This is a genomic window from Delftia sp. Cs1-4, from assembly GCF_000214395.1.
GTDB lineage: Bacteria > Pseudomonadota > Gammaproteobacteria > Burkholderiales > Burkholderiaceae_C > Comamonas > Comamonas acidovorans.
Map to the genome: position 1 here is coordinate 5400933 of NC_015563.1, position 12580 is coordinate 5413512.

At 67.8% G+C, this 12580-nt stretch carries 12 protein-coding genes; 6 read left to right on the forward strand and 6 right to left on the reverse strand.

All coding sequences use genetic code 11. From position 1 onward, the window contains the following. Window positions 1-69: 69 nt before the first annotated feature. A complete protein-coding gene (locus tag DELCS14_RS23675) occupies window positions 70-2412 on the forward strand; it encodes a molybdopterin cofactor-binding domain-containing protein (protein ID WP_013803896.1) in 2343 nt (780 codons plus the stop codon). 13 nt (window positions 2413-2425) lie between these two features. Here DELCS14_RS23675 and DELCS14_RS23680 read toward each other — a convergent pair whose 3' ends face one another. The 4 genes from DELCS14_RS23680 to apbC form a co-directional block, all read right to left on the reverse strand. After that, window positions 2426-3733 carry a HipA domain-containing protein gene (locus DELCS14_RS23680; RefSeq protein ID WP_013803897.1) on the reverse strand — a complete coding sequence of 436 codons (1308 nt, stop codon included), beginning with the start codon at window positions 3731-3733 and terminating at the stop codon, window positions 2426-2428. 14 nt (window positions 3734-3747) lie between these two features. Next, window positions 3748-4173 carry a helix-turn-helix domain-containing protein gene (locus DELCS14_RS23685; RefSeq protein WP_228676812.1) on the reverse strand — a complete coding sequence of 142 codons (426 nt, stop codon included), beginning with the start codon at window positions 4171-4173 and terminating at the stop codon, window positions 3748-3750. Window positions 4174-4398: 225 nt separating this feature from the next. After that, window positions 4399-5358 (reverse strand): LysR substrate-binding domain-containing protein, encoded by a 960-nt coding sequence (locus tag DELCS14_RS23690; protein ID WP_013803899.1) that lies wholly within the window; start codon window positions 5356-5358, stop codon window positions 4399-4401. A 19-nt stretch (window positions 5359-5377) separates the two neighbouring features. Beyond that, entirely contained in the window at window positions 5378-6469 is a 1092-nt protein-coding gene (gene apbC / locus DELCS14_RS23695; protein WP_012203771.1) for an iron-sulfur cluster carrier protein ApbC, read from the reverse strand. Window positions 6470-6607: 138 nt separating this feature from the next. On the opposite strand from apbC, the gene DELCS14_RS23700 reads away from it, so the two are divergent. The 4 genes from DELCS14_RS23700 (at window position 6608) to DELCS14_RS23715 (ending at window position 10967) form a co-directional block, all read left to right on the forward strand. After that, entirely contained in the window at window positions 6608-7168 is a 561-nt protein-coding gene (locus DELCS14_RS23700) for a restriction endonuclease (RefSeq protein ID WP_013803900.1), read from the forward strand. A gap of 56 nt (window positions 7169-7224) precedes the next feature. Continuing rightward, complete coding sequence (locus DELCS14_RS23705; protein ID WP_013803901.1) at window positions 7225-8463, forward strand: patatin-like phospholipase family protein; 1239 nt, start codon at window positions 7225-7227, stop codon at window positions 8461-8463. A 140-nt stretch (window positions 8464-8603) separates the two neighbouring features. Then, window positions 8604-10670 (forward strand): methionine--tRNA ligase, encoded by a 2067-nt coding sequence (gene metG, locus DELCS14_RS23710; RefSeq protein ID WP_013803902.1) that lies wholly within the window; start codon window positions 8604-8606, stop codon window positions 10668-10670. Window positions 10671-10682: 12 nt separating this feature from the next. Continuing rightward, entirely contained in the window at window positions 10683-10967 is a 285-nt protein-coding gene (locus DELCS14_RS23715) for a hypothetical protein (protein WP_013803903.1), read from the forward strand. A gap of 2 nt (window positions 10968-10969) precedes the next feature. On the opposite strand, the gene DELCS14_RS23720 is transcribed toward DELCS14_RS23715, so the two are convergent. Together DELCS14_RS23720 and DELCS14_RS23725 are read right to left on the reverse strand one after the other, a co-directional pair. After that, window positions 10970-11620, reverse strand: coding sequence for a YitT family protein (locus tag DELCS14_RS23720; protein ID WP_013803904.1), 651 nt, complete (start codon window positions 11618-11620; stop codon window positions 10970-10972). A 174-nt stretch (window positions 11621-11794) separates the two neighbouring features. Then, a complete protein-coding gene (locus tag DELCS14_RS23725; protein WP_013803905.1) occupies window positions 11795-12292 on the reverse strand; it encodes an outer membrane protein assembly factor BamE in 498 nt (165 codons plus the stop codon). A gap of 46 nt (window positions 12293-12338) precedes the next feature. Here DELCS14_RS23725 and DELCS14_RS23730 point away from each other — a divergent pair, with 46 nt between their 5' ends. Continuing rightward, window positions 12339-12542 (forward strand): DUF3460 family protein, encoded by a 204-nt coding sequence (locus tag DELCS14_RS23730; protein ID WP_012203764.1) that lies wholly within the window; start codon window positions 12339-12341, stop codon window positions 12540-12542. Window positions 12543-12580: the final 38 nt, after the last annotated feature.

Sequence of the window (12580 nt, forward strand, 5' to 3'; positions counted from 1 at the left end):
CAGCCGGCCCCGGAGTGCATAACATGCACAGGGCACGCCTGAAAGCGTGCCCGCGAAGAACACCGCCCCATGAACCTGCCCCAGCCCCAAGCCCTGCACGCACAGCTGCTCACGCGCGCCGACACCCTGCTTGTGGTGCGCCAGCCCGTGGCGCCGCCGCGCCCTGCGCCCGGCCAGCCCGGCACGGCCACCGACTATGTGCAGTCCACGCCCGAGGTCTTCGTGGCCGTGCTGGCCGACGAAGCCGCGCCCCAGGGCTGGCGCGCCCTGGCCTTCAACGGCCATGTGGACCTGGGCACAGGCATACGTACAGCCCTGGCGCAGATCGTGGCGGAAGAGCTCGAAGTGCCTTTGGCGCGCCTGGACATGGTGCTGGGCCACACGGCCGCCGCGCCCAACCAGGGCCCGACCATTGCCAGCGCCAGCATCCAGATCTCGGCCGTGCCGCTGCGCCGCGCCGCCGCCCAGGCGCGCGAGCAGCTGCTGGCGCTGGCCGCGCAGCAATGGAGCGTGGCGGCGGACCGGCTCCAGGCGCGCGAAGGCCTGGTGCGCTTTGCCGATGGCAGCGATGCCCGCGAACTCGGCTATGGCGATCTGCTGCGCGGCCAGCAACTGCAGCTGACGCTGGCCCCGCCCGATCAGGAAGTGAAGCTCAAGCCCGCCAGCGAATACCGGCTCGTCGGCCGTGGCGCGGCGCGCGTGGACATCCCTGCCAAGGCCACGGGCGAGCTGAGCTTTGTGCACGATGTGCGCGTGCCCGGCATGCGCCATGGCCGCGTCATCCGCCCTCCGCACCCGGGCCGCGACGGTGGCGATTTCATCGGCCGCTGCCTGGTGGCCGTGGAGCGCGACTCCGTGGCCCACCTGCCCGGCAACGTGCAGGTGGTCACCGAGGGCGACTTCGTCGGCGTGGTCGCCGACCGCGAGGAACAGGCCATTGCCGCCATGCGCGCGCTGCGCGTGCAATGGCAGGCCGTGCCGCCAGCGCCTGACTTATCCGATCTGGCTGCGGCGATACGCGCCAATCCCGCCCAGCACCGCTCGCTGTTGGACCAGGGCACTGTGGACGATGCCTTCGCGGGCGTCGGCACGGGTGCGGCCACCGAACTGCGCCGCAGCTACGTCTGGCCCTACCAGATGCATGCCTCCATCGGTCCGTCCTGCGCCGTGGCCGATTTCAGCGGGGGCCGTCTCAAGCTCTGGGCCGGCACGCAGAACCCCCACATGCTGCGCACCGACCTGGACCGCCTGCTGCAACTGGGCGAGGACCGCATCGAGATCGTGCGCCTGGAGGCGGCCGGCTGCTACGGCCGCAACTGCGCCGACGATGTCTGCGCCGACGCCGCCCTGCTGTCCATGGCCGTGGGCGCGCCCGTGCGCGTGCAGCTCACGCGCGAGCAGGAACACCAGTGGGAGCCCAAGGGCACGGCCCAGCTCATGGACGTGAGCGCGGCCATTGATGCCCGGGGCGAACTGCTGGCCTACGACTTTGCCGTGCGCTACCCCTCCAACGACGCGCCGCTGCTGGCCCTGCTGCTCACGGGCCGCATCCCGGGCGAGCCGCGCACGCTGGAGATGGGCGACCGCACCGCCGTGCCGCCCTACCGCTACGCCAGCCAGCGCATCACCTGCCATGACATGGCGCCCATCGTGCGCTCATCCTGGCTGCGCGGCGTCTCGGCCCTGCCCAATTCCTTTGCCCACGATTGCATGATCGACGAGCTGGCCCATGCGGCCGGCGCCGACCCCGTGGACTACCGTGTTCGCCACCTCGATGACCCGCGCGCCATCGAGCTGATCGAGGCCACGGCTCGCCACGCCGGCTGGCAGCGGAATCACACAGGAAGCCGGGGCCGCCCCGGCGCCGACGGCCTGCTGCACGGGCGCGGCGTGGCCTATGCGCGCTACATCCACAGCCGCTTTCCCGGCTTCGGCGCGGCCTGGGCCGCCTGGGTCATCGACATCGACGTGGACCCCGCCAGCGGCCGCATCACCGTGCGGCGCCTGGTCGTGGGCCAGGACACGGGAATGATGGTCAACCCCGACGGCGTGCGCCACCAGATCCACGGCAACGTCATCCAGACCCTGAGCCGCAGCCTGATGGAGAAGGTCGCCTTCAATGCGCAAGGTGTGGCCAGCCGCGAATGGGGCAGCTACCCCATCATCGGCTTCCGCGACCTGCCCCCCATCGAAGTGGTGCTGATGCCGCGCCAGGACGAGCCCCCCATGGGCGCAGGCGAATCGGCCTCGGTCCCCGGCCCGGCCGCGCTGGCCAATGCGCTGTTCGACGCCACCGGCCGGCGCTTCTACGCCGCGCCCTTCACGCCCGACGTGGTGCGCGCCGCACTGAATGCCGCGCCGAACGCCACGCCAGAGACTGCGCTGGCAGGCCAGCGGGCACAGCCGGCCTGAACCGTCCAGGCCCTCACAGGCCCGCCAGTTTCCTGGCGTCATCCAGGTCCGGGTGGTCGAACGCCAGGGCAAACTCATCGAGCTCCTGCGCGGTCATTCCAACCTCCGCAGACAGGCCCAGCACGCGCCACTGCAACACGGCCTCGACAACCTGGCGCACGATCGCCAGCGACTGGTCGCGGCTCAGTGAAAATTGCGAGGCTTGGCCCATCAACTGCGCCATGCTGGTGATAGGGCCTGTGTCTTCGCTCAACCATGTCTTGGACTCACGGTTCTTTTCCGGCATGGGATTGATGTCGAATGCCGGGGAAAGCTGCCATTGGTTGTCCCCTACATAGAGGAACCCCAGATTTTGCAGATGGTCATCGACATTGGTGATGAGGTGATGGAACACCAGGCGCCGCCATAGTTGCCGCGCGTCATCCACGTAGTTCGCGCTCAGCCCTTTCATCTGCGCGAGCACCTCGGTGTACGCGTGTTCATGCTGCCGACTCGCCTGCAGCAGTGTGGCGCCGGATATGTAGGGAATGCGCGTATCCCCGGGCCCACGGTCGAAACGGCGGATGACCGCCACAGGTGTGCCATGCACGGCAACCACATGGGCTTGTGCAGCATCAATGCCGGCCAGACGTGCCAGTTTCAACGCCAGGACTTCGGCACGCGTCACATTGCGATCGTCCTGAACGCTGGGGAATTTCCCCAACGCCAAATGCCCCTTTTCATCAAGGATGCTGCACTTCGGGCGCATGCCTCCCAGCGAGGTCGCCTTGCCCCGCAGGTAGGCCAGATCCTGGGCCGACTCCCTGCCGAGCTCCACGGCCCTCGAGGAGGCGAGCATTTTCTCCAGTTCCAGCATCGGAGGCGTCGCAGTCTGCCCTGCGCGTACGGACTCCAGATAGACGCCTTGCGCACTGCGCAACCTCAGGGCGCCCATCCGGCTGAAGTCATCGACGGCGCAAAGGTAGTCGAGTTCGGTCAGTGCCCCAAGAGCCGGGTCCTTCTCGCGCCGCTTGGCATGCGCACGGGCAATGACACGCCGCCCCCAGGCATCCGGCTCCGTGTCTCCCAGCGCAAGGAAGAACAAGGAGTCCTCCCGGGTCTCTGGTTTGCGCGTCTGGTAGATCGGCGTGAGTGCGAGATCGGGGGAGACGTTGAACGCATCCTTGTGACCCAGCCAGTCCTGGAAGTAGGCGAACTGGGTGAACATGCGCATGCCGTTGCGCACGAATACCAGCCTGCCCACGGCCGTGCCCGCCTTGCCCAGGCACACGTCCAGTTCCGACTTCATGTTGTGGACCATTGCAGCGGAGCGCGTCACCATGTCGCATTCGCCCTTCAGAACGCCTTGGGTGCCTTGCGGCGTTTGCTGTAGATGCGCGCAGGCAGTTGCGCATCCATCAGTGCCAATCCGACGGAGTCGGTCGGGGTGTCCAGGAGCAGGCGCAATTTCTCCAACTCACCGAAGACCTGCAGGGCACTTGCCAGGTAGGACAGCGCAATTCCGGGGTGGCCATCTTCCAGGCGGCGCACGGTGCTGACCGAAACGCCCATGCGGGATGCCAGATCGGCCTGCGACAGCCCCCGCCGCCGCCGCGCCAGCTCAATGCTCTGGCCCAGTGCCTTGATGGCCCGATCAACGGGAAGATTGGTTGCAGTTGCCATCAAAATATTCTCATACGAGTGCTTGCAGCATGCAAGCGCTCTGATATGAATGATATTACGGCCTTTGAACGATGCCCGCCTGTGCCGGAAGAAGCCCAACAGACAGCACTCCCGGTCGCTGCTTCCAGCGAAGGGCGCTAGGGCCTGTTCACACTAATGCGGGGTCGCGAAGCTGCCTGCCAGCCCGCCAATCAAGGCGCGCGACGCCGTGCGTGTGCTCACACGCACAAGGAGCGCAACGCTGAGTGGCGGGCTGGCAGGCAGCTTCCCTTCGGGTTGCCCGGCTGCGGGGCAACGCGATCCTCGCATTAGTGTGAACAGGCCCTAACCCGCCAGCGCCCCCGCATGCCGCAGGCACTGCGCACGCCAACCGGCGTCGTCCTGCAGTTGCAGCGCCGCCTGCAGAGCGCGCGTGGGCGCCACGCCCTGCTGGGCCATGAAGCCTATGGGCGTGACCAGCTCGGGCGAGCGCAGTGGCCGGGCCACCAGGCCCGGCATGTGGCGCACCGTTGCCACCATGGCGCCGGGCAGCACGGTGGTCATGCCATCCGTTCCTTGCGCCACGGCCATCACCAGGGTCAGCACGGAGTTGGTTTCCATGGCGGGCTGCACGGCCATGTCCACGGCGGCGAAGGCCTCGTCGATCACCGTGCGGTTGTGCATGTCGGGCGTGAGCAGGCACAGCGGCATGCCGGCCACTTCGCGCCAGGCGATGTCGGCGCCAAAGGCAAAGGGCCGGCCCTCGCCCTGCCCATCGCAGCACTCGCGGCACAGCAGGTAGTAATGCTCCTCGTACTGGGGCCAGGACTGCAGGCGCGGGCCGCGCGGCGGCATGCGCGCGCTGTAGCCCAGGGCCAGGTCCAGGGACAGGTCTTCGAGCCCGCTCTCGATCTCGGCCGAACTCATGGACAGCACCACGGGCGTGATGCCCGGATGGTGCTCGCGCAGCAGGGCCGCAAAGCGCGTGAGCATGGGCATGGCCGTGGGCACGGCCGCCATGCGCAGCTGCCCGCGCAGCGCGCCGGCGGCGGCGCTCAGTTCCTGGCGCAGGCCTTCCTCGGCCCGCAGCATGGCCAGGGCCGTGGCCAGCACCTGATCGCCCTCGGGCGTGAAGCCCGCGAACGAGCGGCCCCGGCGCACGATGACCGTGCCGAACTCCTCCTCCAGCGCGCGCAGCGCATTGGACAGCGCCGGCTGGGTGATGTGGCATGCCAGCGCCGCGCGGCCGAAATGGCGGTGCTCGTTGAGCGCCGCCAGATACCGCATCGAGGTCAGCAGGTTCATGCCGGCAGCGCCAGAAGGGTCAGGTTCCCTGGCTCACCGTGATGGTGGGGAACTTGCTCGTGAAATCGCGTGCCTTGAGCGCCACCTTCACGGCCAGGTCGCGCGCCACCTTCTTGTAGATCTGCGCGGCCTCGCTGTCGGGCTCGGCCACCACGGTGGGCTTGCCGCTGTCGGCCTGCAGGCGGATCTGCAGCGACAGGGGCAGTGCGCCCAGGTAGTCGATGCCGTACTCGGCCGCCATCTGCTTGCCGCCCTCGGCGCCGAAGATGTGCTCCACATGGCCGCAGTTGGTGCAGACGTGGGCCGCCATGTTCTCCACCAGGCCCAGGATGGGCACGCCCACCTTCTCGAACATCTTCACGCCCTTCTTGGCGTCGATCAGCGCGATGTCCTGGGGCGTGGTGACGACCACGGCGCCCGTCATGGGCACGCGCTGGGCCAGCGTCAGCTGGATGTCGCCGGTGCCGGGCGGCATGTCCACCAGCAGGTAGTCCAGATCCTTCCAGTTGGTCTGGCGCAGCATCTGCTCCAGCGCCTGCGTGGCCATGGGGCCGCGCCAGATCATGGCCTGGTCGTTGTTGACCAGGAAACCGATGGACATGACCTGCACGCCGTGGCTTTCCATGGGCTCCATGGTCTTGCCGTCGGGGCTTTCGGGGCGGCCCGAGATGCCCATCATCATGGGCTGGCTGGGGCCGTAGATGTCGGCGTCCAGGATGCCCACGCGCGCGCCCTCGGCGGCCAGCGCCAGCGCCAGGTTGGCCGTGGTCGTGCTCTTGCCCACGCCGCCCTTGCCGGACGAGATGGCGATGATGTTCTTGACGCCCGGCAGCAGTTGCACGCCGCGCTGCACCGCATGCGCGGCGACCTTGGATGTGATGTTGACCGAGACATTGCCCACGCCCTCGACGGTCTTGGCCGCCGCGACGAACTGGCCGCGCAGCGCCGGCACCAGGCTTTGCGCCGGATAGCCCATCTCCACGTCGAAGGCCACGTCGGCCCCCGTGACCTGCAGGTTGCGCAGGGCGCGGGTGCTCACATAGTCCTTGCCGGTGTGGGGGTCGAGCACGCTGGAGAGCGCGGCCAAGAGCGCTTGTTCTGTGACTGCCATTGCTTTGATTACTCCTAGAGCCGGATAGTCTATCCAAGGCACCATCCCCTCGCTCACGCGAGACAATGCGGGCCTTGCTGCCTTTGCGGCCCCTGTTCCCGCCTTTTTCCGCGAAAGATCCGCCCCGTGAAATTCAAGATGGCCCACAACTCCCTGTTCGCGATCCTGCTGCGCTCGCGCTGGTGGATCAGCATCGCGCTGGCCGCGCTGGTGACCCTGGTGTCCACGGCGCTGCTGCCCAAGGACATCGCGCCGTTCGCCGCCATCACCGCCCTGCCCTTCTTCGGCATAGGCTGCGTTGCCGCCTGGCGCCAGCTGCGCGCGCCCAGCCCCGCCAAGGTGGAGCAGGCCCTGGAGATCGCCGCCCAGCAAAGCTGGCGCGAGTTCGCCGATCGGCTCGATCGCGCCTGGCAGGCCGAGGGCTACACCGTGACCCGCCTGTCCGACAAGGATGGCGCCGACTTCGTGCTGGAACGCGAAGGCCGCACCACCGTGGCCAGCGCCAAGCGCTGGAAGGCCGGCGTGCACGGCATGGAGCCGCTGCGCGCCCTGCTGGCCGCAGGCCAGGCGCGCGATGCGGTCACGGTCTGCTACCTGTCGCTGCAGCCGCCGGCCGAGAATGCAGCCGCCTGGGCCAAGCAGCAGGGCATCGCCCTGATCTCCGGCAAGGACCTGGGCTCCCTGCTGGCCAAGGCCTGATCCCTTCGGGGTCATCCCCTGATCTGATGACGGCCGGCGCGCGGCACACTCCAGGCATGCCCGATGCCGCGCCCTCACCCGACTCCAGCCTCCCTCCCCCCAGCACCGGACTGCTGCTCAGCGGCGGCGGCGCCCGCGCCGCCTACCAGGCCGGCGTGCTGGAGGCCATTGCCGAGATACGCCGCGCCTGCGGCCAGCAGCATGGCCCCAATCCCTTTCCCATCCTGGTCGGCACCTCGGCCGGCGCCATCAACGCGGCGGCCCTGGCCTGCGGCAGCGACCATTTCGACCGGGCCGTGCGCCGCATGTCGCGCATCTGGCGCAACCTGCGGCCCGAGGACATCTACCTGTCCGACTCGCTGAGCGTGCTGCGCAGCGGCGCGCGCTGGCTGACCCTGCTGTCCCTGGGCTGGGCCCTGGCGCGCTGGGGCCGCATGCGCCCGCGTTCGCTGCTGGACAACCAGCCGCTGGGCCGGCTGCTGTCGCGCGGCCTGGTTCCGCTGGAGCGCCTGCCCCAACTGATCGCGGACGGCCACCTGCGTGCGCTGGCGGTGTCCGCCTCCAGCTACACCACCAGCGAGCACGTGACCTTCTGCCAGGCGCAGGACCAGCTCCAGCCCTGGGTGCGCAACCAGCGCAAGGCTGCCGCCGCCCAGATCACGCACGCGCACCTGCTGGCCTCCTCGGCCATTCCCTTCATCTTTCCGGCCACGCCGCTGCCGCTGGACGGCGCCACCGAATACTTCGGCGACGGCTCCATGCGCCAGACCGCTCCGCTGGCGCCCGCCATCCACCTGGGCGCCGAGCGCATCCTCGTCGTGGGCGCGGGCCGGCGCACCGAGCCGCCGGCCAGGCCGCCGCCAGAAGGCGCAAGCTACCCGTCGCTGGCCCACATCGCGGGCCACACGCTGTCGAGCATCTTCCTCGACGCCCTGTCCCTGGACGTGGAGCGCGCCGAGCGCATCAACCAGACGCTGGCCCTGATCCCGCCCGCCGACCGCGAACGCAGCCGGCTGCGCCCGCTGCAGTTGCTGGTCATCTCGCCCTCCGAGCGCATAGACGCCATCGCCGCGCGCCACGTGGGCCAGTTGCCCCTGCCCATGCGCACCCTGCTGGGCGCCCTGGGCGTGCGCCAGGACGCCAGTGACCCGCGCGGCGCCGCCCTGGCCAGCTACCTGCTGTTCGAGCGCAGCTTCACCCGCGAACTCATGGCCCTGGGCCGGCGCGACGCGCTGGCGCGGCGCAGCGATATCGAGCAGTTCCTGGGCTGGCAACGGCCGCTGGTCGCCAACTGACGGCCTGCAGCCAACAGGCCTAGCGCAGCGAAGGCCCGCAACAACTCCCTCGTATGTCGGCCTGCACGGAAAAGCCATCGCCGCCCCACAACCGCCCAGCCCTTCTAGAATGTCAGGTTCCCCCGAGAAAGCCGCCATCCATGACCGCACGCAAACTCTTCGTCACCACCGCCCTGCCGTACGCCAACGGCAACTTCCACATCGGCCACATCATGGAATACATCCAGGCCGACACCTGGGTGCGTGCGCAGCGAATGCAGGGCAACGCGGTCAACTTCGTGGGTGCCGATGATGCCCACGGCGCGCCCATCATGATTGCGGCCGAGAAGGCCGGCAAGACGCCCCAGCAGTTCGTGGCCGACATCGCCGCAGGCCGCAAGCAGTACCTGGACGGCTTCCACATCGCCTTCGACAACTGGCACAACACCGACGCGCCCGAGAACCACGTGCTGGCCCAGCAGATCTACAGGGACCTGAAGGCTGCCGGCTTCATCGAGACGCGCACCATCGAGCAGTTCTTCGACACCGAGAAGAACATGTTCCTGCCCGACCGCTTCATCAAGGGCGAATGCCCGCGCTGTCACGCCAAGGACCAGTACGGCGACAACTGCGAGGTCTGCAGCGCCGTCTACGCGCCCACCGACCTGATCAGTCCCTACTCGGCGCTGTCCGGCGCCAAGCCCGTGCTCAAGAGCTCGGAGCATTTCTTCTTCAAGCTGTCGGACCCGCGCTGCGTGGAGTTCCTGACCGAGTGGACCCAGGACGGCCAGCATGTGCAGCCCGAGGTGGCCAACAAGATCAAGGAATGGTTCGGCGTACGCACCAACCCGGACGGCACGACCAGCGAAGGCCTGGGCGACTGGGACATCTCGCGCGACGCGCCCTACTTCGGCATCGAGATCCCCGATGCGCCGGGCAAGTACTTCTACGTCTGGCTGGACGCGCCCGTGGGCTACCTGGCCTCGCTCAAGAACCTGCTGGACCGCCGTGGCGAGGACTACGAGGCCTACATGGCCGACCCCACGCTGGAGCAGTACCACTTCATCGGCAAGGACATCATCACCTTCCACACGCTGTTCTGGCCCGCCATGCTCAAGTTCAGCGGCCGCAAGACGCCCACCAAGATCTGCGTGCACGGCTTCATGACCGTGAACAACGGCGAGAAGATGAGCAAGAGCCGCGGCACCGGCCTGGACCCACTCAAGTACCTGGGCCTGCAGATGAACCCCGAGTGGCTGCGCTACTACCTGGGCGCCAAGCTCAACGGCAAGAATGAAGACATCGACTTCAACCCCGATGACTTCATGGCCCGCGTCAACTCCGACCTGATCGGCAAGTACGTGAACATCGCCTCGCGCGCGGCCGGCTTCATCGCCAAGCGCTTCGACGGCAAGCTGGGCACGGTCAGCGAAGACGGCCAGGCCCTGCTGACCCAGCTGCGCGGCCAGAGCGAGGCCGTCGTCCAGGCCTTCGAGAACCGCGACACGGCCCGCGCCGTGCGCGAAATCATGCAGCTGTGCGACCGCGTCAACGAATACGTGGATGCCAACAAGCCCTGGGAGCTGGCCAAGCAGGAAGGCATGGACGCCCGCCTGCAGGACGTGTGCACCACCTGCATCGAGGCCTTCCGCCTGCTGACCATCTACCTGAAGCCCATCCTGCCGGCCGTGGCCGAACAGGTGGAAGGCTTCCTGAACGTGGCGCCGCTGCAGTTCGCCGACGCACAGAACCTGCTGGGCGCCGGCCATGCCATCGGCCTGTACAAGCACCTGATGCAGCGCGTGGACGTCAAGCAGCTGGAGGCCCTGTTCGAGGCCCCCGAACCCGTGGTCGAGAAGGTCCTGCCCGGCGGCGAGGAGATTGCCGAAACCATCAGCATCGACGACTTCGCCAAGGTGGACCTGCGCATTGCCAAGATCGTGGAATGCAAGCCCGTGGAAGGCTCGACCAAGCTGCTGCAGCTCACGCTGGACGTGGGCGAAGGCAAGACACGCAACGTGTTCTCCGGCATCTCCAGCATGTACCAGCCCGAGCAGCTGCAGGGCAAGCTCACCGTGATGGTGGCCAACCTGGCGCCGCGCAAGATGAAGTTCGGCATCTCCGAAGGCATGGTGCTGGCCGCCAGCCACGCCGATGAGAAGGCCAACCCCGGCATCTACGTGCTGGAGCCCTTCCCCGGTGCCACCCCCGGCATGCGCATCCACTGAAGCAAGGCATCCATGTCCCGCAAGCCCTCACGGTCCCCGGCCCTGGGGGCTTTTCTTTGCCTGTGCGCCAGCGCCCTGCTGTCCGGCTGCACCGTGGTGGCCGTGACCGCCACGGCGGTCAGCGTCACGGCCTCGGCCGTGGGGCTGGCCGCGGATGCGGCCGTGGGCACGGTAAAAATCGTCGGCAAGGGAGTGGGCAAGGCCGTCGATGCGATGAGCGATGACGGGGCTGCCGCAGACAACAGCGGCATCACCGTCCGCTACCGCACGCCCGATGGGCAGCCTCTGACGCCCTGAGGCTACTGCCCGGCGTAGCGCCCGGGCCGGTGGCTCACGGCCAGGAACACGCCCATGACCACGGCCGCCAGCACCGACCAGGCCACGCGCTCGAAGGGCACGACCCACAGCGCCAGCAGCACCACGCAGCAGTCGATGGCCATCTGCACCTTGCCGGCGCGGATGCCGTAGCGGTCCTGCAGGTAGAGCGAGGCAATGGTGGCGCCGCCCAGGCTGGAGCGGTGGCGCGCCAGGAACAGCAGGCCCGAGCCCATGAGCAGGCCGCCCGCGATGGCGGCAAAGGCCGGGTGCAGGTAGTCGATGTGGATGAGGCGCGGCCCCATTTCGGTGATCAGCGACAGCGCGCCCACGCAGATGAAGGTCTTGACCGTGAAGGTGCGGCCCACGCGCGTCCAGGCAAACCAGTAGAACGGGATATTGATCGCGAAGAAGACCAGGCCGAACGGCCAGCCCGTGGCGTAGTGCAGCACGAAGGCCAGGCCCGCCGTGCTGCCCGTCAAAAGCCCCGCCTGGGCGAACATCATCATGGCGATGCCCACGAACAGGGTTCCGGTGAAGAGGGCCTGGACATCCTCGAAGAGGCCATGGCGCAGCGAAGCGGTGGCCGGGACAGGCGCAGCGGGCGCGGCAGCGGGTAGGGAAGGCGTGGACATTGTCGGGGTGATGACAGATCTATCGTCGCAAAGGCCCCGGTTCGGGGCCTTCACCGTACCCATGGGGTGTCATAGGTACAAACCCGGATTCTAGAGATTGTTGCCCCGGCGCGCTGTGGCGTGCAGGGTACAGCGCATCGCAGGATGCTTGCAGGAACTTGCAAGGGCCTGCTGTCAGGCGCCGCCGTGCAGTTTCTCGCGGCCGGCGCTGCGCAGCACGCGGCCGTCGGGCCCGAAGGTCACGGTGAACTCCATGTCGCGCGTGGGGGGATCGATGTAGTTCCAGTCCCAGTCGGTTTCCTGCTTGAGCTGGTAGGGCGTGATCTTGGCGGGCTTGCCCAGCATGCGGCGCACCTGCTCCTCGTCCATGCCGGGGTGGATCTTCTCGAAGTTGTGCGGCGCCAGCACCTGGCGCAGCGCGCTCATGCGGCCATCGGTGCCGATGGTGATCATGTAGTTGCGGCTGCCGGCAGGCTGGCGGTTGTACTCGAAGGTGCGCGAGCCGTCCGGCTCGGTCCAGATACGTTCGGGCTCGCCAAAGCGGGCGCGGACGTCGGCCTCGGTGGACAGGCCTTCTTCGAGTTCCTTGATGTTTTGGGGATCGCAGCCGGGCAGCGAGAGCATGCCCAGCACGGCCACGGCAACCCCCAGAAGACGGGAGACTAGGTTCATCGGCGGTGTCCCGGTAAAATCACGCGATTCAAGAGGTTATCAGACTATGTCATTCTTTCGCCGCCCCGACTATCGCTCCGACGCCACCAACTTCATCAACGATCTGAAGAAGCAAAAGCCCGAGCTGCCCAGCCAGCAGCTGGCCGGCCGCTCGCTGCTGTGGGACAAGGACGTGAACCACGAAGTCTGGGAAGACCTGCGCGCCGGCCGCGTGGACCAGAAGCCCTACGTCTACCAGACGAACTCCTGATTGCCCATGCGATGAAAAATCAGCCTGTTCCCACCGTG

Excerpts from the sequence above, each read along its gene's own strand:
- DELCS14_RS23675 (WP_013803896.1), top strand. The coding sequence starts at position 70 with ATGAACCTGCCCCAGCCCCAAGCCCTGCACGCACAGCTGCTCACGCGC.
- DELCS14_RS23680 (WP_013803897.1), bottom strand. The coding sequence starts at position 3,733 with ATGGTGACGCGCTCCGCTGCAATGGTCCACAACATGAAGTCGGAACTG.
- DELCS14_RS23690 (WP_013803899.1), bottom strand. The coding sequence starts at position 5,358 with ATGAACCTGCTGACCTCGATGCGGTATCTGGCGGCGCTCAACGAGCAC.
- apbC (WP_012203771.1), bottom strand. The coding sequence starts at position 6,469 with ATGGCAGTCACAGAACAAGCGCTCTTGGCCGCGCTCTCCAGCGTGCTC.
- DELCS14_RS23700 (WP_013803900.1), top strand. The coding sequence starts at position 6,608 with ATGGCCCACAACTCCCTGTTCGCGATCCTGCTGCGCTCGCGCTGGTGG.
- DELCS14_RS23705 (WP_013803901.1), top strand. The coding sequence starts at position 7,225 with ATGCCCGATGCCGCGCCCTCACCCGACTCCAGCCTCCCTCCCCCCAGC.
- metG (WP_013803902.1), top strand. The coding sequence starts at position 8,604 with ATGACCGCACGCAAACTCTTCGTCACCACCGCCCTGCCGTACGCCAAC.
- DELCS14_RS23715 (WP_013803903.1), top strand. The coding sequence starts at position 10,683 with ATGTCCCGCAAGCCCTCACGGTCCCCGGCCCTGGGGGCTTTTCTTTGC.
- DELCS14_RS23720 (WP_013803904.1), bottom strand. The coding sequence starts at position 11,620 with ATGTCCACGCCTTCCCTACCCGCTGCCGCGCCCGCTGCGCCTGTCCCG.
- DELCS14_RS23725 (WP_013803905.1), bottom strand. The coding sequence starts at position 12,292 with ATGAACCTAGTCTCCCGTCTTCTGGGGGTTGCCGTGGCCGTGCTGGGC.
- DELCS14_RS23730 (WP_012203764.1), top strand. The coding sequence starts at position 12,339 with ATGTCATTCTTTCGCCGCCCCGACTATCGCTCCGACGCCACCAACTTC.